This is a genomic window from Burkholderia sp. Ax-1719 (genome assembly GCF_011753055.1).
Classification (GTDB): Bacteria; Pseudomonadota; Gammaproteobacteria; order Burkholderiales; family Burkholderiaceae; genus Paraburkholderia.
Window position 1 is genome coordinate 131,130 of sequence record NZ_VWWJ01000013.1, and the last position, 17,292, is coordinate 148,421.

Consider the following 17,292-nt stretch of genomic DNA (forward strand, 5'->3'; position numbering starts at 1 on the left):
AGCCACTTACCCCTCAGGAGTCGACACATATGGCAGCAACCATCAAGGTAGACGTCGTCAGCGCCGAAGAAAGCATCTTCAACGGCCAGGCGAAGTTCATCGCGCTTCCGGGCGAAGCCGGCGAGCTGGGCATTCTGCCGGGCCACACGCCGCTCATCACGCGTATTCGTCCGGGTGCCGTGCGCATCGTGGCCGAAAACGGCGATGAAGAGTTCGTGTTCGTCGCAGGCGGCATTCTCGAAGTGCAGCCGGGCGCCGTGACGGTGCTCGCCGACACCGCGATCCGCGGTAAGGATCTCGACGAAGCGAAGGCCGCTGAAGCGCGCAAGCGCGCCGAAGAGGCGCTGCAGAACGCCGGCTCGAACCTCGAGTACGCAACCGCACAGGCCGAACTGGCCTACGCAGTGGCGCAACTCGCGGCGATCCAGCGCCTGCGCAAGATGAATCAGCACTAAATACGCGAACGCGCGCCTTTACCGGCGCGCCTGTCGCTCTGAAACGGGCTCCCAGTCGGGAGCCCGTTTTTTTTCGTCCGTGCAGTGTGCGCGATTCAGGCGTTTGCTGGCGACATCAGAAAATCACTTGACGTTTACGTAAAGGTAATGCGAAATCATGCCTTCGCAGACCATCCGGCAAGTCGATGCGCTGCGGGTAAAACTTGATGCTGTTGCCCATCGAGGCGGTGGCACAATCGTTTTCAAATCCATTTCAAACGGGAGAGAGACTCCCGGGGAGACAGCCACCATGGCAATCGACGCAACAGGTGCGCGCGAAGCGCTCATCGCGCCGAAAGACGGGCTTTCCTACGTGCGCGGCAGTACCGCCGTGCCGCTGAGCGACGCGACCATCGGCGCGTTCGTGCTCGACACCGCGCAGCGCTTTCCGGAGCGTCCGGCGGTGGTGTTTCGCGAGCAGGGCATCCGCTGGAGCTGGCGCGAGTTCGCCGACGAAGTGGACGTGCTGGCCGCCGGTTTTCTCGCGCTCGGCATCGCACCGGGTGACCGAGTGGGCATCTGGTCGCCTAATCGCGTGGAATGGCTGCTCACGCAGTTCGCGACCGCGCGCATTGGCGCGGTGCTGGTCAATATCAACCCGGCGTACCGTCTCGCCGAACTCGAATACGCGCTGAACAAGGTGGGCTGCAAGGCCATCGTCGCGGCTGAGAGCTTCAAGACCTCGAAGTATCTGGAGATGCTGCAGACGCTCGCGCCCGAACTCGCGAACGCGACGCCTGGCGAACTGCACGCGGCGAAGCTGCCGGAACTGCGCGCGGTGATCCGCATGTGCGATACCGACACGCCCGGCATGCTCAATTTCAGCGACGTGGTCGAGCAAGGCCGCGTGCGCATCGAGCAGAACGGCAAGGCCGAGCTAGACACCATCGGCGCCACACTCAGCCCCGACGATCCGATCAACATCCAGTTCACCAGCGGCACGACGGGCAACCCGAAGGGCGCGACGCTCACACATCGCAATGTGCTCAACAACGGGCGCTTTATCGCCATGGCGATGCGGCTCAGCGAAGCGGATTCGCTCTGCATTCCCGTGCCGCTTTATCACTGCTTTGGCATGGTGCTCGCGGTGCTGGCCTGCGTGTCGGTGGGCGCGAACATGGTGTTCCCGGGCGAGGCATTTGATCCGCGCGCGACGCTGCAAGCGGTATCGGATGAGGGCTGCACCGCGCTGCACGGCGTGCCGACGATGTTTATCGCCGAACTCGATCATCCCGATTTCGCCAGCTTCGATCTCTCGCGTTTGCGCACCGGCATCATGGCGGGCTCGCCGTGTCCGATCGAAACGATGAAGCGTGTGGTCTCAAAGATGCATCTCGCGGAAATCACCATCGCGTACGGCATGACGGAGACCAGTCCGGTGTCGTTCCAGAGCGCGACGACCGACCCGCTCGACAAGCGCACGACCACGGTGGGGCGCATCCAGCCGCATCTGGAAGTGAAGATCGTCGACCCGTTGGGCAACATCGTGCCCGTGGGCGAGACCGGCGAGCTATGCACGAAGGGCTATTCGGTGATGCGCGGCTATTGGGGCGACGACGCCAAAACGGCCGAATCGATCGTCGATGGCTGGATGCATACGGGCGATCTGGCGACGCTCGACGCCGAAGGTTATTGCAACATCGTCGGGCGCCTCAAGGACATGCTGATTCGCGGTGGCGAAAACATCTATCCGCGCGAAATCGAGGAGTTTCTGTTCCGCCATCCGAAGGTGCAAACGGTGCAGGTGTTCGGCATACCCGATGCGAAGTACGGCGAAGAAGTGTGCGCGTGGATCGTTTTGCGTCCGGGCGAGGGCGCAACCGTCGAGGAAATCCAGGCGTTTTGCCAGGGGCAGATTGCGCACTACAAGATCCCGAAGTACATCCGTTTCGTCGATGAGTTGCCGATGACGGTGACGGGTAAGGTGCAGAAGTTCGTGATGCGTGCGCGCATGATCGACGAGCTCAAGATCAGCGAGCAGAAGACAGCCTGAACCTTGCGCCGCGCACCACAAAAATTAATCGGGATGACGAACGAATGGGCTGGCGATAATGTCAGCCCATTCAGGTCAAAGCGTGAGTGAATGGGCGCAAGTCGATCTTCGCTGATGCAGCAAAATGCATCGGCAAATAAGGGAAAAACAAGGGGAAAACGAACGAAGACGCGAAGGAAAACGCGAAGGGATCTAAAAACTGCGGACGAAAAAAAAGCGGGCCTGGAGCCCGCTAAAAACCACACGCTACGGGGTTAGCGCGAGGAGACCAAAGGAGGAGCCGGCTAGAAACGTATGAAACGCCGGTCACGGCTCCAGCAAGGATGCCCCTTAAGCAAGGGCTTCGGCATAGCCGACCGGCCGGTGATCGTGTCCGCTCACACTTTGCACCGAGCCACATCCGTGTTGAAACCGTTGAAGGCATTGTGGGCGAATTAATGAACCTTGGCGGTAACAAAGTGTTTCAGGTTGTAACGCCCGTCGTATAAGGCTCCGCGGGATTTTTTGCCATCCTGATCGTTTTGCGAAAGTCATTTTTACCTGCATTTTAGTGCGCTGCACTGCCACAAAAATGCGCATTGCAATGCGACATTCCCCGTGCATGAAGGAAGCCCCGCTGTGTGGGCGAAACGCGGTATACGTCACATGAAAACCCTTCACGGCATCGCACATGCAGCGGGCATTCACGTTCGCATTCATGTGTGCCATGCAATGATTCGTCATATCCGATTGCAACGAGTGGTTGCAACTCGTCATATGGTTTAACGAATGATGTCGCGCTGCGGGCCTCCTTCGATGCGAATCACTTGAGCCACTTGTCCGAGATCGTTTGATACTCGCCGCTCGCACGCAAGAGATGCAGCCATTGATCGACGTATTGCTGGAACACGACGTCGCCGCGCGGCACCATCCATGCTTTCTCGCCGTACTGGAACGGCTTGTCGGGATGCACCGAACACAGGCCCGGATTGAGCTTTTGCTGCAGCAATGTTTCAGAAGCGTCGGTCACCATCACGTCCGCTTTGCCTGCGAGGATCTGTTTGAAGATCGTCACGTTGTCCGGATACACCGTGAGATTCGCGTGCGGGAAAAACTGTTTTGCGAAACGCTCGTTGGTGCCGCCGGGATTCACGATCACGCGCGTGGTCGGCTGATCGATCTGCGCGATGCTCTGATACTTGTTGACGTCGTCGCAACGCACGATCGGCGTTTTGCCGTCGACTTGATACGGCTCGGTGAAGAACGCGCGTTTCTGGCGCTCAAGCGAAGTCGATACGCCGCCCACCGCAACATCGCATTTCGCGAGGAAGTCGTTCATCAGGTTCGACCAGCTCGTCTTCACGAACTCGGCCTTCACGCCCAACGACTTTGCCAGCGACTCGGTCATGTCGATGTCGATGCCTTCGAACGTGCCGTCCTGTTTGTAGAACGAATACGGTTTGTAGTCGCCGGTCGTGCAGGCACGCAGCGTGCCGCGCGCGATCACTTCGTCGAGCCGCGACGCGGGTGACAGCGAGGGCGACGACGAGGGCGCCGCGCTCTGCGCAAAAGCAGCCGGCGCAACGGCCAGCGCGGCGATGCATGCACACACCAGCGAGCACGCTGCGGCGATCCTGTTCTTTTTCATATTGGCTGTCTCCACGTGCGCGAGGTTGATATCGAAGTTTTAAAGGCGCACTGCTCGCCGATCTTAGTCTGCCCCCGCATACGCGATAACCATGGACTCCCCCGATTGGCGCGCTCCCATGAGCCCGGTTCGTTTATCCCGGCCATCAGCGCCATGCGGCATCGATAGCTCCGGTAAAATGACCGACTGCTTCCGATTCTCGCGCGCAAGCGCCCTCCGCACGTGGCCCACACTCTTCTGAACGACACCTTCCTGCGCGCCTTGCTGCGCCAGCCGACCGAGTACACGCCGATCTGGCTGATGCGCCAGGCGGGCCGCTACCTGCCGGAGTACAACGCCACGCGCAGCCGCGCGGGCAGTTTCCTCGGCCTTGCGAAGAATCCCGACTATGCGACCGAAGTGACGCTGCAGCCGCTGGAGCGCTATCCGCTCGATGCGGCGATCCTGTTCTCGGACATCCTCACGATTCCCGATGCAATGGGTCTGGGCCTGTCGTTCCAGCAGGGCGAGGGTCCGAAGTTCGCGCATCCGGTGCGTACCGAAGAAGACGTCGCGAAGCTCGCGGTGCCGGATATCGGCGAAACGCTCGGCTATGTGACCGACGCCGTGCGCGAAATCCGCCGCGCGCTCACCGACGGCCAGGGCCGTCAGCGCGTGCCGCTGATCGGCTTCTCGGGCAGCCCGTGGACGCTGGCGTGCTACATGGTCGAAGGCGGCGGCTCGGACGACTTCCGCACCGTGAAGTCGATGCTGTATGCGCGCCCCGACCTGATGACGCGCATTCTCGAAGTCAACGCACAGGCGGTGGCCGCTTACCTGAACGCGCAGATCGAAGCCGGCGCGCAGGCCGTCATGATTTTCGATACGTGGGGCGGGGCGCTCGCCGACGGTATCTATCAGCGCTTCTCGCTCGAATACATTCGCCGCGTGGTGTCGCAGCTCAAGCGCGAGCACGACGGCGAACGCGTGCCGGTCATCACCTTCACGAAGGGCGGCGGCCTGTGGCTCGACGAGATCGCTGAAACCGGCGTCGACGCGGTCGGCCTGGACTGGACCGTCAACCTCGGCCGTGCGCGCGAGCGCGTGGGCAACCGCGTGGCGTTGCAGGGCAACCTCGATCCGAACGTGCTGTTCGCTTCGCCCGCGGCGATCCGCGAACAGGCCCGTGCGGTGCTCGACAGCTTCGGCGCGCACCCCGGTCACGTCTTCAATCTGGGCCACGGCATCTCGCAATTCACGCCGCCTGAGAGCGTCTCGGAACTGGTCGACGAGGTGCATCGTCATAGCCGCGCACTGCACGCGGCAGGCTGAATTCAGTGTGAATTTTTTGTTGCGCCGCAGCGTGCTGGGCTCTCGGCATCAGGGACGCGTGCGGCTCAACAGGCCATCCAGACGCCATCGCGCCGCTGTCAAGACTTGACTTATACACACTTGTCTCGTTGCGGCGCGCAAGAGGGAAAAATTGCCGCAGGGCGATAACAAGGCCTGTGAACAATCAATCAGACCCTTGACAGATAAGGCTTTCGCCGCTCCACGGCCATTTGTGCGGTGTCCCACATAATGGCCTCGCGAGCAGGCCAGCCGGGCGCTCAAGCGAAGTTCTTAACAAAGTTATCCACAGGCGCGACGGCGCGGGGCGCGATTGTTCAGCGGAATCCAAAACTTAGCGCGAGAAGTGACGTTCCACTTTAAGTCCGTGCGTCTGTGCGCCAGCGCACTCTCGGTCTGTGGTTGGCAGCGGGGTGGGGCATGACGCCGTGCTTCGTGCGTGTGGCGCTCGATCATCCGCTGACCGCGCTTTACGACTATCGCTATCCGCCTGACGCACCGCCGGCGCAGCCCGGCATGCTGGTGCGTGTGCCGTTCGGACGCCGCGAAGCGGTGGGGCTTGTATTCGAAGTGAGCACTCACAGCGACGTGCCCGCGAACAAGCTGCGCGATGTGGACGCGGTGTGCGCATCGTGCCCGCCGTTGTCGGAGCAGTGGCTTGCGCTGGTGGGTTTCGCCGCCGATTACTACCAGCGCGGACTAGGCGAAGTCGCCTTGCCGGCATTACCCCAGGCGCTGCGCGACCCGTCGCGCTGGGCGCGCCTGATGGCACCTGAAGAGCGCTATCGCGTGCTGGCCGCCGGGCGCGAAGCTTTGCCCGACGCGCTGCCCGCGCGCGCACAGGCGTTGCGCCGACTGGCCGAGGCATTGCTGGCCGCCAGCGAGCTGGATCTGGCCGATGCTCGCGCGCTGCATCCCAAGGCCGCTGCCACGCTCGAAGCGTGGCGCGAGGCGGGCTGGGTCGAATACGAATGCGTAGAGTTCGGCACGGCGCCATCCACAAATGGGGTCGCAAAAAATACCGCATCTGCGTCCGAACGAGCGCCGCTTCATCAACTCAGCGACGAGCAAACCGAAGCTGTAGAGGCAATCCTCGAATCGCGCGGCTTCGCGCCGTTTTTGCTGCATGGCGTCACGGGCAGCGGCAAAACCGAGGTTTATCTACGCGCGCTCGCGGGCCTGCTCGAACGGCAGCCCGACGCCCAGGCGCTCGTCCTTGTTCCCGAAATCAATCTCACGCCGCAGTTCGAAGCCGCGTTCCGCACGCGCTTCGCGGGCGTCCTGCCCGATGACGCCATCGTCACGCTGCACAGCGGCCTGGCCGAAGGCGAGCGCGCGCGCCACTGGCTCGCCGCGCATACGGGCCGCGCGCGCATCGTGCTGGGCACGCGACTCGCCGTCATGGCGTCGCTGCCGCACCTGGCGATGCTGGTGGTCGACGAGGAACACGACCCCGCCTACAAGCAGCAGGAAGGGCTGCGCTACTCGGCGCGCGATCTGGCCGTGTGGCGGGCGAAACAGCTTGAGGTGCCGGTCGTGCTGGGTTCGGCGACGCCCTCGCTGGAAAGCTGGTGGCAGGCCGAACAGGGCCGCTACACGCGCCTCACGCTGTCACGCCGCGCCGTTGCAGCCGCCGTGCTGCCCACGGTCAAGCTGATCGATCTGGAGGAGGAGCGCCGCCGTGGGCGCGCGTCGTTCGAAGGCTTGTCCGGCCCGCTGGTCGCAGCGATGAAGGCGCGGCTCGAACGCGGCGAACAAAGCCTCATTTTCCTGAACCGGCGCGGCTATGCGCCGGTGCTGTCGTGCGACGCCTGCGGCTGGGTGGCGGGCTGCCCGCGCTGCAGCGCCTACGTCGTGCTACACAAGCCCGAGCGCGCGCTGCGCTGCCATCACTGCGGCTGGGAATCGCGCATTCCGCATTCGTGCCCGGACTGCGGCAACGTCGATATCGCGCCGATGGGGCGTGGCACCCAGCGTATCGAGGAAGCGCTCGCGAGCGCGGTGCCGGGGGCGCGGGTGCTGCGCATCGACGCCGACAGCACGCGCCGCAAGGGCAGCGCGCAGGCGCTGTTTTCGGACGTGCACGCGGGCGACGTCGACATCCTGGTCGGCACGCAGATGGTCGCCAAGGGGCACGACTTCCAGCGCGTCTCGCTGGTCGGCGTCATGAATGCCGACAACGCGCTGTTCTCGCACGATTTCCGCGCGAGCGAGCGCCTGTTCGCGCAACTGATGCAGGTGAGCGGCCGCGCGGGCCGCGCCGGCTTGCCGGGCGAAGTGATGGTGCAGACGCGCTATCCGCGTCACGCGATCTATCACGCGCTGGCGCGCCACGATTACGTGGGTTTCGCCAATGCGCAGATCGCCGAGCGACGCGACGCGCACCTGCCGCCTTTCGTCTACCAGGCTCTGCTGCGCGCCGAAGGGCGCACGCTCGAAGCGGCGCTGGCCTTTCTCGCCGAAGCCGCGCAGGCGCTCGCGGCGATGCCCACGGCGTCGCGCGTGATGGCCTACGATGCCGTGCCGCTCACGATCGTGAAAGTGATGAATGTCCATCGCGCCCAGCTGCTCGTGGAGAGCAGTTCGCGGGCGGCGCTCCAGGCCACCTTGCGGGCGTGGCTGCCCACGCTGCGCGGTCTGCGCGGCGTGCTGCGATGGAATCTCGAAGTCGATCCGCTCGATATCTAAGCGGCGAACTGAAGCATGAGCGAGGGGCGCGCAATGCGTCCTTCAAGCCGCGCAAGACAGGCAGACAGCGCGATGGCCTTCCCGATGGCCGATGCGCCGGACTCAACCGTTCTTCCGGCGTATCAGCGCTGGACCGCGTGGGCCGCGTCGCCGCTCTCAGGTTGCGCCGCACGGACGCGCCGGGACGTCGTTGCCGCCGCGCCCCGGATAAACAGCACGGCGCACAGCGCGCACATGCTCCACACACCTGCCACCACCATCCATTTTTCCATTTTCTGGTCCTCGCGCCGACATAGACCGGCTCCCCGTTATGCCTGTATATCGGCAAACGATGCGTTTTGAACAGGGTGACAAAAAACTTTCATGCCCAGGGAAAGTACCGAGCGCAACCCGCCGTCGCCCCGAACCCCGCAACCGGCCGCAAACCCAGGCTGCACGGGGCTTTCGGTGGGGTGCAACCGTCGCGCGAAATTGGTTGCACCTTTTTTTTGGGAGGGGTACGATTCGCCAACTTTTTAGTCTTTGGCCGGTGCGGGTCAGCCGGCATACGAAGGAAACATGGCTAGCACCACCCTTGGCGTCAAGGTCGATGACCTCCTCCGCTCGCGGCTCAAAGATGCCGCTACGCGCCTCGAGCGCACTCCGCACTGGCTCATCAAGCAAGCCATCTTCGCGTACCTCGAAAAGATCGAGCATGGGCAACTGCCGCCCGAACTGAACGGCCACGTGAGCGCCGCCGATCTCGGCGAGGGCGCAACCGACGGCCCGGACGAATACGCGTCGCACCCGTTCCTCGAATTCGCGCAAAACGTGCAGCCGCAATCGGTGCTGCGCGCGGCCATTACGGCTGCGTACCGCCGTCCGGAACCGGAGTGCGTGCCGTTCCTGATCGGCGAGGCGCGTCTGCCCGCCAACCTGACCGGCGACGTCACCAAGCTGGCCACCAAGCTGGTCGAAACGCTCCGCGCCAAGCGCACGGGCGGCGGCGTCGAAGGCCTGATCCACGAGTTTTCGCTGTCCAGCCAGGAAGGCGTGGCGCTGATGTGCCTGGCCGAAGCGCTGCTGCGTATTCCCGACCGCGCGACGCGCGACGCGCTGATCCGCGACAAGATCAGCAAGGGCGACTGGAAATCGCACGTCGGCCACGCGCCGTCGCTGTTCGTGAACGCCGCCACGTGGGGCCTCATGATCACCGGCAAGCTGGTGACGACGAATAGCGAAACGGGTCTGTCCTCGGCGCTGACGCGCATGATCGGCAAGGGCGGCGAGCCGCTGATCCGCAAGGGCGTCGATATGGCGATGCGCCTGATGGGCGAGCAGTTCGTCACCGGCGAAAACATTTCCGAAGCGCTGGCGAACAGCCGCAAGTTCGAAGCACGCGGCTTCCGCTACTCGTACGACATGCTCGGCGAAGCGGCCACCACCGAAGCCGATGCGCAGCGCTACTACGCCGCCTACGAGCAGGCGATCCACGCAATCGGCAAGGCGGCGGGCGGCCGTGGCATCTACGAAGGTCCGGGCATCTCGATCAAGCTTTCCGCGCTGCATCCACGTTACTCGCGTGCGCAGCAGGAACGCACGATGAACGAACTGCTGCCGCGCGTGCGTGCGCTCGCGGTTCTCGCGCGCCGTTACGACATCGGCCTGAACATTGACGCTGAAGAAGCCGACCGCCTCGAACTCTCGCTCGATCTGCTCGAAGCGCTGTGTTTCGATCAGGAACTGGCGGGCTGGAACGGCATCGGTTTCGTGGTGCAGGCCTACCAGAAGCGCTGCCCGTTCGTGATCGACTACATCGTCGATCTGGCGCGTCGCAGCCGTCACCGCATCATGGTGCGTCTGGTGAAGGGCGCGTACTGGGATACGGAAATCAAGCGTGCGCAGGTCGATGGCCTGGAAGGCTATCCGGTCTACACGCGCAAGATCTACACGGACGTCTCGTACCTCGCCTGCGCGAAGAAGCTGCTGGGCGCGCCGGATGCCGTGTATCCGCAGTTCGCCACGCACAACGCGTACACGCTGGCCGCGATCTATCACCTCGCGGGCAACAATTACTATCCTGGCCAGTACGAATTCCAGTGCCTGCACGGCATGGGCGAGCCGCTGTACGAAGAAGTCACCGGCCCGCTCGCACAGGGCAAGCTGAACCGTCCGTGCCGCGTCTACGCGCCGGTCGGCACGCACGAAACGCTGCTCGCGTACCTCGTGCGTCGTCTGCTGGAAAACGGTGCGAACACCTCGTTCGTGAACCGCATCGCCGATGAAACCGTGCCGGTCGCCGAACTCGTGACGAACCCCGTCGACGACGCCGCGAAGGTCGTGCCGCTGGGTGCGCCGCACACGAAGATTCCGCTGCCGCGCGAACTGTATGGCAGCGAGCGCCTCAATTCGATGGGCCTCGATCTGTCGAACGAGCATCGCCTGGCGTCGCTGTCGTCGGCGTTGCTGGCAAGCGCGCATCATCCGTGGCGCGCCGCGCCGATGCTCGCCGATATCGATCTGGCCGAAGGCGTCGCACGTGACGTGCGTAACCCGTCCGATCATCGCGATCTGGTGGGCACGGTCGTGGAAGCGACCAGCGAACACGTGAGCGCCGCGCTCTCGCACGCCGTCGCCACCGCGCCGATCTGGCAAGCCACGCCGGTCGAAGCGCGTGCCGATTGCCTGTCGCGCGCCGCCGATCTGCTCGAAGCGCAGATGCACACACTGATGGGCCTGATCGTGCGCGAAGCGGGCAAGTCGCTGCCGAACGCCATCGCCGAAATCCGCGAAGCGATCGACTTCCTGCGCTATTACTCGACGCAGATCCGCGAAGAATTCTCGAACGACACGCATCGTCCGCTCGGTCCGGTCGTGTGTATCAGCCCGTGGAACTTCCCGCTGGCGATCTTCATGGGCCAGGTGGCCGCCGCGCTTGCCGCAGGCAACACCGTGCTCGCGAAGCCCGCAGAGCAAACGCCGCTGATCGCCGCCCAAGCGGTGCGCATCCTGCGCGAAGCGGGCGTGCCCGCAGGCGCCGTGCAACTGCTGCCGGGCGACGGCGAAACCGTGGGCGCGGCGCTGGTCGCCGATGCCCGCACGCGCGCCGTGATGTTCACCGGCTCGACCGAAGTCGCGCGCCTCATCAACAAGACGCTGTCGCAGCGCCTGGATTCGGACGGCCGTCCGATCCCGCTGATCGCCGAAACGGGCGGCCAGAACGCGATGATCGTCGATTCGTCGGCGCTCGCGGAACAGGTCGTCGCGGATGTGCTGCAAAGCGCGTTCGACTCGGCGGGCCAGCGTTGTTCGGCGCTGCGCGTGCTGTGTCTGCAGGACGACGTGGCCGATCGCACGCTCGAAATGCTGACGGGCGCGATGCAGGAACTCGCGGTTGGCAACCCGGATCGCCTCTCGGCTGACGTTGGCCCGGTGATCGACGCCGAAGCCAAACGCGGTATCGACGCTCACGTGGCCGGTATGCGCGAAAAGGGCCGCAAGGTCCTGCAGATGGCGATGGGCGACGATTGCACGAAGGGCACCTTCGTGCCGCCGACGCTGATCGAAATCGACAACCTCGACGAGCTCAAGCGCGAAGTGTTCGGCCCGGTGCTGCACGTGATCCGCTATCGCCGCAGCCAGCTCGACAAGCTGCTCGAACAGATCCGCGCAACGGGTTACGGCCTGACGCTCGGCATCCATACGCGTATCGATGAAACCATCGCGCACGTGGTTGGCCGCGCGCATGTCGGCAACATCTACGTGAACCGTAACGTGATTGGCGCAGTCGTCGGCGTGCAGCCTTTCGGCGGCGAAGGTCTGTCGGGCACGGGTCCGAAGGCGGGTGGCGCGCTGTATCTGTCGCGTCTGCTGTCCAAGCGTCCGGCCGGTTTGCCGAAGTCGCTGTCGGATTCGCTGATCGTCGATCAGCCGCAAGGCGAAGGCTCGGGCAATTCCGCACACGCGAACCTCACGACGCTGCGCGACTGGCTCATCGCCGAGCGCGAACCCGCACTCGCGGCGCGTTGCGACGGCTACCTGCAATACGTGCTGGCAGGCGCCACGGCGGTGCTCTCGGGCCCGACCGGCGAGCGCAACACCTACACGCTGTCGGCTCGCGGCACGGTGCTGTGCGTGGCCTCGACGCCGACCGGCGCGCGCGCCCAACTCGCCGTCGTGCTGGCCACGGGCAACCGCGCGCTGTTCCAGGGCGCGGCCGGTGAAGCGCTGGTGAACGCGCTGCCCGCATCGCTCAAGGCACACGCCGCGATCAAGAAGACGGCCGACGCCGACTTCGACGCTGTGCTGTTCGAAGGCGATAGCGACGAGCTGCTCGGCCTCGTGAAGGATGTGGCCAAACGCTCCGGCCCGATCGTGTCGGTGCAAGGCGTGGCGGCGCATGCGCTCGCCAACGGCGATGAGGATTACGCGCTCGAACGCCTGCTCACGGAGCGCTCGGTGAGCGTGAATACCGCTGCGGCTGGCGGCAATGCAAATCTGATGACGATCGGTTAAGCACAGTCCATACTGTCGATCGTCTCAAGACAAGGAAGCGGCAAAGCTTTACGCCGAAGCCGCTCATTTGATACCTGGTACCAAGGAGAAGCTATGCAACACACGATGAAGCAGCTGGCAGGCGCAACGCTGGTTGCGGCCCTGTCGCTGGCGGGGACCGCACACGCGCAGTCGGCCGAAGACGTCAAGATCGGTTTCGCAGGTCCGATGACGGGTGCGCAGGCGCACTACGGCAAGGACTTCCAGAACGGCATCACGCTCGCGGTCGAAGACATGAACGCGACCAAGCCGGTGATCGGCGGCAAGCCGGTGCACTTCGTGCTGGATTCCGCAGACGATCAGGCTGACCCGCGCACGGGCACGACGGTCGCGCAGAAGCTCGTCGACGACGGTATCAAGGGTATGCTCGGCCACTTCAACTCGGGCACGACGATCCCGGCTTCGCGCATCTACGCGAACGCAGGCATCCCCGAAATCGCCATGGCTACGGCGCCGGAATACACCCAGCAAGGCTTCAAGACGACGTTCCGCATGATGACGTCGGACACGCAGCAAGGCTCGGTGGCCGGCACGTTCGCGGTCAAGACGCTCGGCATGAAGAAGATCGTTGTGATCGATGACCGCACGGCATACGGCCAGGGTCTTGCCGACGAATTCGCGAAGGCAGCGAAGGCTTCGGGCGGCAACATCATCGACCGCGAATACACCAACGACAAGGCTGTCGACTTCAAGTCGATCCTGACGAAGGTGAAGGCGCAGAACCCGGACATGATCTATTACGGTGGCGCCGATTCGCAGGCCGCGCCGATGGTCAAGCAGATGAAGTCGCTGGGTATCAAGGCTCCGCTGATGGGCGGCGAAATGGTCCACACGCCGACCTTCCTGCAGATCGCGGGTGATGCGGCGAACGGCACGGTGGCATCGCTGGCGGGTCTGCCGCTGGAAGAAATGCCGGGCGGCAAGGACTACGTTGCGAAGTACAAGAAGCGCTTCGGTGAAGACGTTCAAACGTACTCGCCGTACGCTTACGACGGCGCAATGGCCATGTTCGACGCCATGAAGAAGGCCAACTCGACGGATCCGGCCAAGTACCTGCCGTTCCTCGCGAAGACCAGCATGCCGGCCGTGACGGCGAAGGATCTCGCCTATGACACCAAGGGCGACCTGAAGAACGGCGGCATCACGCTGTACAAGGTTGTCGACGGCAAGTGGACGACGCTGCAAAGCGTGGGCGGCAAGTAAGCGGCTCGCTCTAGCTTCATCGCAGTAAAAAAGCCCCGCAGGTGATCAGCCTGCGGGGCTTTTGTTTTGCGCGCTCGCCTTGAAAACCGCCAAAGGTGAGCTTATTCAGGATTCCTTTTCAGTCATTCTCCGCGTGACTTTCTGCCCGCTTCGCGTACTTGCTCAAGGGTGGCGGCGGGCGTGCTCGCTTCCTTCGTCACGCGGATCTCGATCAGCGCGGGTTTGCCAGCCGTGAGCGCACGTTCGAGCGCGGGCGCGAACTGATCCGTGCTCGTGACCACCTCGCCATGTGCGCCGAACGACTGCGCAAACAGGGCGAAATCCGGATTGGTGAGCTGCGTGCCGTGAACGCGGTCCGGATAATTGCGCTCCTGATGCATGCGGATGGTGCCGTAGTGGCTGTTGTTCACGACGATGAACACCACGTTCAGCCCGTACTGCATCGCCGTCGCCAGTTCGGGCGCGGCCATCATGAAGCAGCCGTCGCCCGCCAGCGCCACCACGGCGCGTTCGGGATAGAGCGACTTCGCCGCGATTGCCGCGGGCACGCCATAACCCATCGCGCCGCTGGTGGGCGCAAGCTGCGAGCGGAAATGCCGGTACGCAAAATGCCGATGCAGCCACGTCGCGTAATTGCCCGCGCCGTTCGTGACGATGGCGTCGTCGGGAAGTTGTGCGCGCAACTGTTGCATCACTTCGCCGAGTTGCACGTCGCCGGGCATCGGGCGCGGTGTGCGCCATGCCAGATACGCTTCGTGCGCTTCGGTGGCTGCGCCGGTCCAGGCGGGCATGTCGGGCGCGGGCAGCGCCGCCAGCAGCGCGGCGATTTCGGCGAGACCGGAAACGATCGGCAAATCCGCGGAATAGACGCGGCCCAGCTCTTCCGCACCCTGATGGACGTGGATGAGCGTTTGCTTCGTCTTCGGGATGTCGAGCAGCGCATAGCCGCCCGTGGTGGACTCGCCCAGACGCGGGCCGAGCGCGAGCAATACGTCGGCTTCGCGGATGCGCGCCGACAGCGCCGGATTGATGCCGAGACCGACATCGCCCGCGTAGTTCGGATGATCGTTGCTGAGCGTGTCCTGGAAACGGAACGCAAGGCCGATGGGCAGTTGCCAGTTTTCGACGAAGCGCTGCAGATCGGCACAGGCTTCGGGCGTCCAGCCGTGGCCGCCCGCGATCACGAAGGGTTTCTTCGCGCCCGCCAGCAGATCGCGCAGACGCGTCATCTGCGCCGCCGAGGGCGAGGCCTGCACGCGTTGCGCGGCAGGCGGCGTGCGCTGCGCTTCGGCGGCGGGAATCGCGCCGCTCAACATATCCTCGGGCAGCGCAAGCACGACCGGGCCAGGCCGGCCCGACGTGGCCACATGAAACGCGTGACTCAGGTATTCGGGCACGCGGCGCGCGTCGTCGATCTGCGCGACCCACTTCGCCATCTCCCCGAACATGCGCCGGTAGTCGATTTCCTGGAAGGCTTCGCGGTCCATCTGTTCGCGCGCGACCTGGCCGATCAGCAGGATCATCGGCGTGGAATCCTGGAAGGCCGTATGCACGCCGATGGACGCGTGCGTCGCGCCCGGACCGCGCGTCACGAGCGCCACGCCCGGCTTGCCGGTGAGCTTGCCGATCGCTTCGGCCATATTGGCGGCGGCTGCTTCGTGGCGGCACACAATCGTTTCGATGCGCGCGGTTTCGTCGGCGAGCGAATCGAGCACGGCGAGATAGCTCTCGCCGGGCACGCAGAACACGCGCTCGACGCCATTGGCGACGAGCGCATCCACCACGAGACGCGCGCCCGTGACGGTTTCCGATGCGGTAGGTGAAGTGGCAGGTGAAGCGGTTTGGTTCGACTGCTGCTGCATGGTGTTGCTGTCTCCTCTCAGTCCTGAATCGGGTTAAACGATCCTGCTTCGATATGGTCTTGCAGCAGACGCGGGCCTCAGCACTCGACGATATTCACCGCCAGGCCGCCGCGCGACGTCTCCTTGTATTTCGTCTTCATGTCCGCGCCGGTTTCGCGCATCGTCTTGATGACGGAGTCGAGCGAGACGTAATGCGCGCCATCGCCGCGCAGCGCCATGCGTGCGGCGTTCACGGCCTTCACCGACGCCATCGCATTGCGCTCGATACACGGAATCTGCACCATGCCGCCAACCGGATCGCAGGTCAGGCCAAGGTTGTGTTCCATGCCGATTTCAGCGGCGTTTTCCACTTGCAGCGGCGTGCCGCCCAGCACGGCGGCGAGCGCGCCCGCGGCCATCGAGCAGGCCACGCCCACTTCGCCCTGACAGCCGACTTCCGCGCCCGAAATCGATGCGTTGAGCTTGTACAGAATGCCGATGGCGGCGGCGGTGAGCAGGAAGTCGATCACGCCTTGCTCGTTCGCGCCGGGCGTGAAGCGCACGTAGTAGTGCAGCACGGCGGGGATGATGCCGGCGGCGCCGTTGGTCGGCGCGGTGACAACGCGGCCGCCCGCGGCGTTTTCTTCGTTGACGGCAATCGCGTAGAGATTGATCCAGTCGATCATCGACAGCGGATCCTGCAGCGCGCGTTCCGGATGCGCGGTGAGTGCGCGATAGAGCTGCGGCGCGCGGCGCTTGACCTGGAACGGGCCGGGCAGCGTGCCCTCGGCGTCGGGATTGTTGATGCCGCAGCCGCGCGTCACGCACGATTGCATCACGTCCCAGATGCGCAGCAGGCCGGTGCGGATTTCCTCGTCGCTATGCCAGACGCGCTCGTTCTCGAGCATCAGCTGCGCAATGCTTTTTCCCGTCGATGCGCACAGCGCGAGCAGTTCCGCGCCCGAGCGGAACGGATGCGGCATCTGCTGCGCGGCGGACAGCACCTTGGTATTCGGCGCGCCTGCCGTGACGACGAAGCCGCCGCCCACCGACAGATACGTGCTCTCGCGCAGCGTTTCGCCATTGGCGTCGAGCGCGCGCAGCTTCATGCCGTTCGGATGCTCGGGCAGCGCCTGGCGATAGAACGCAATGTGCTCCTTCATCACGAAGGGAATCGTGTGATGGCCGAGCAGCGCGAGCAGGCGCGACGTGCGCACGGCTTCGAGGCGGTCGTTGATGGTGTCGGGATCGACGGTGTCGGGCGCATCGCCCATCAGGCCGAGCATGACGCCGCGGTCGGTGCCGTGGCCCTTGCCGGTGGCGCCGAGCGAGCCGTACAGCTCGACTTTCACCGATGCGGTGGACGCGAGCAGACCGTCGCGCTCCAGCCCTTCGGCGAACATCAGGGCGGCGCGCATCGGGCCGACGGTGTGCGAGCTCGACGGCCCGATGCCGATCTTGAATAGATCGAAAACGCTTACTGCCATGGGTACTGCTCCTGCTTGATCGTGTCGGTTTTCAGGGGATGCCGCACGGTGCGGTGTGCGGCATCGTATTCAATGCGCCACCGCTGCAACCCCTCGC

Annotated in this window: 10 protein-coding genes; 6 read left to right on the plus strand and 4 right to left on the minus strand. The window is 64.2% G+C overall.

Annotation, left to right across the window (positions count from 1 at the left end):
• Positions 1–29 precede the first annotated feature (29 nt).
• Positions 30–455 (plus strand): F0F1 ATP synthase subunit epsilon, encoded by a 426-nt coding sequence (locus F3J17_RS22155; RefSeq protein WP_042296371.1) that lies wholly within the window; start codon positions 30–32, stop codon positions 453–455.
• Between the two features lie 289 nt (positions 456–744).
• On the plus strand, positions 745–2,487 hold the full coding sequence (locus tag F3J17_RS22160; RefSeq protein WP_167063731.1) for an AMP-binding protein: 1,743 nt from the start codon (positions 745–747) through the stop codon (positions 2,485–2,487).
• 802 nt (positions 2,488–3,289) lie between these two features.
• On the opposite strand, the gene F3J17_RS22165 is transcribed toward F3J17_RS22160, so the two are convergent.
• The gene (locus F3J17_RS22165) at positions 3,290–4,114 is read right to left on the minus strand and encodes a transporter substrate-binding domain-containing protein (RefSeq protein WP_167063734.1); all 825 of its coding nucleotides are present in this window, start codon (positions 4,112–4,114) and stop codon (positions 3,290–3,292) included.
• Between the two features lie 222 nt (positions 4,115–4,336).
• On the opposite strand from F3J17_RS22165, the gene hemE reads away from it, so the two are divergent.
• Positions 4,337–5,425 carry a uroporphyrinogen decarboxylase gene (hemE, locus tag F3J17_RS22170; protein ID WP_167063737.1) on the plus strand — a complete coding sequence of 363 codons (1,089 nt, stop codon included), beginning with the start codon at positions 4,337–4,339 and terminating at the stop codon, positions 5,423–5,425.
• Positions 5,426–5,863: 438 nt separating this feature from the next.
• The gene (locus tag F3J17_RS22175; protein WP_167063740.1) at positions 5,864–8,131 is read left to right on the plus strand and encodes a primosomal protein N'; all 2,268 of its coding nucleotides are present in this window, start codon (positions 5,864–5,866) and stop codon (positions 8,129–8,131) included.
• Positions 8,132–8,253: 122 nt separating this feature from the next.
• Here F3J17_RS22175 and F3J17_RS22180 read toward each other — a convergent pair whose 3' ends face one another.
• Positions 8,254–8,403 carry a hypothetical protein gene (locus F3J17_RS22180; RefSeq protein ID WP_167063743.1) on the minus strand — a complete coding sequence of 50 codons (150 nt, stop codon included), beginning with the start codon at positions 8,401–8,403 and terminating at the stop codon, positions 8,254–8,256.
• 286 nt (positions 8,404–8,689) lie between these two features.
• Here F3J17_RS22180 and putA point away from each other — a divergent pair, with 286 nt between their 5' ends.
• Positions 8,690–12,625 (plus strand): trifunctional transcriptional regulator/proline dehydrogenase/L-glutamate gamma-semialdehyde dehydrogenase, encoded by a 3,936-nt coding sequence (gene putA, locus F3J17_RS22185; RefSeq protein WP_167063760.1) that lies wholly within the window; start codon positions 8,690–8,692, stop codon positions 12,623–12,625.
• 93 nt (positions 12,626–12,718) lie between these two features.
• Positions 12,719–13,867: a branched-chain amino acid ABC transporter substrate-binding protein gene (locus F3J17_RS22190; RefSeq protein ID WP_167063763.1), complete on the plus strand. Its 1,149-nt coding sequence runs from the start codon at positions 12,719–12,721 to the stop codon at positions 13,865–13,867.
• Positions 13,868–13,989: 122 nt separating this feature from the next.
• Here F3J17_RS22190 and F3J17_RS22195 read toward each other — a convergent pair whose 3' ends face one another.
• Positions 13,990–15,729: a thiamine pyrophosphate-binding protein gene (locus F3J17_RS22195; RefSeq protein WP_167063766.1), complete on the minus strand. Its 1,740-nt coding sequence runs from the start codon at positions 15,727–15,729 to the stop codon at positions 13,990–13,992.
• Between the two features lie 77 nt (positions 15,730–15,806).
• Complete coding sequence (locus F3J17_RS22200) at positions 15,807–17,195, minus strand: L-serine ammonia-lyase (RefSeq protein ID WP_167063769.1); 1,389 nt, start codon at positions 17,193–17,195, stop codon at positions 15,807–15,809.
• Between the last annotated feature and the right edge of the window lie 97 nt (positions 17,196–17,292).

Excerpts from the sequence above, each read along its gene's own strand:
- F3J17_RS22155 (WP_042296371.1), top strand. The coding sequence starts at position 30 with ATGGCAGCAACCATCAAGGTAGACGTCGTCAGCGCCGAAGAAAGCATC.
- F3J17_RS22160 (WP_167063731.1), top strand. The coding sequence starts at position 745 with ATGGCAATCGACGCAACAGGTGCGCGCGAAGCGCTCATCGCGCCGAAA.
- F3J17_RS22165 (WP_167063734.1), bottom strand. The coding sequence starts at position 4,114 with ATGAAAAAGAACAGGATCGCCGCAGCGTGCTCGCTGGTGTGTGCATGC.
- F3J17_RS22175 (WP_167063740.1), top strand. The coding sequence starts at position 5,864 with ATGACGCCGTGCTTCGTGCGTGTGGCGCTCGATCATCCGCTGACCGCG.
- F3J17_RS22180 (WP_167063743.1), bottom strand. The coding sequence starts at position 8,403 with ATGGAAAAATGGATGGTGGTGGCAGGTGTGTGGAGCATGTGCGCGCTG.
- putA (WP_167063760.1), top strand. The coding sequence starts at position 8,690 with ATGGCTAGCACCACCCTTGGCGTCAAGGTCGATGACCTCCTCCGCTCG.
- F3J17_RS22190 (WP_167063763.1), top strand. The coding sequence starts at position 12,719 with ATGCAACACACGATGAAGCAGCTGGCAGGCGCAACGCTGGTTGCGGCC.
- F3J17_RS22195 (WP_167063766.1), bottom strand. The coding sequence starts at position 15,729 with ATGCAGCAGCAGTCGAACCAAACCGCTTCACCTGCCACTTCACCTACC.
- F3J17_RS22200 (WP_167063769.1), bottom strand. The coding sequence starts at position 17,195 with ATGGCAGTAAGCGTTTTCGATCTATTCAAGATCGGCATCGGGCCGTCG.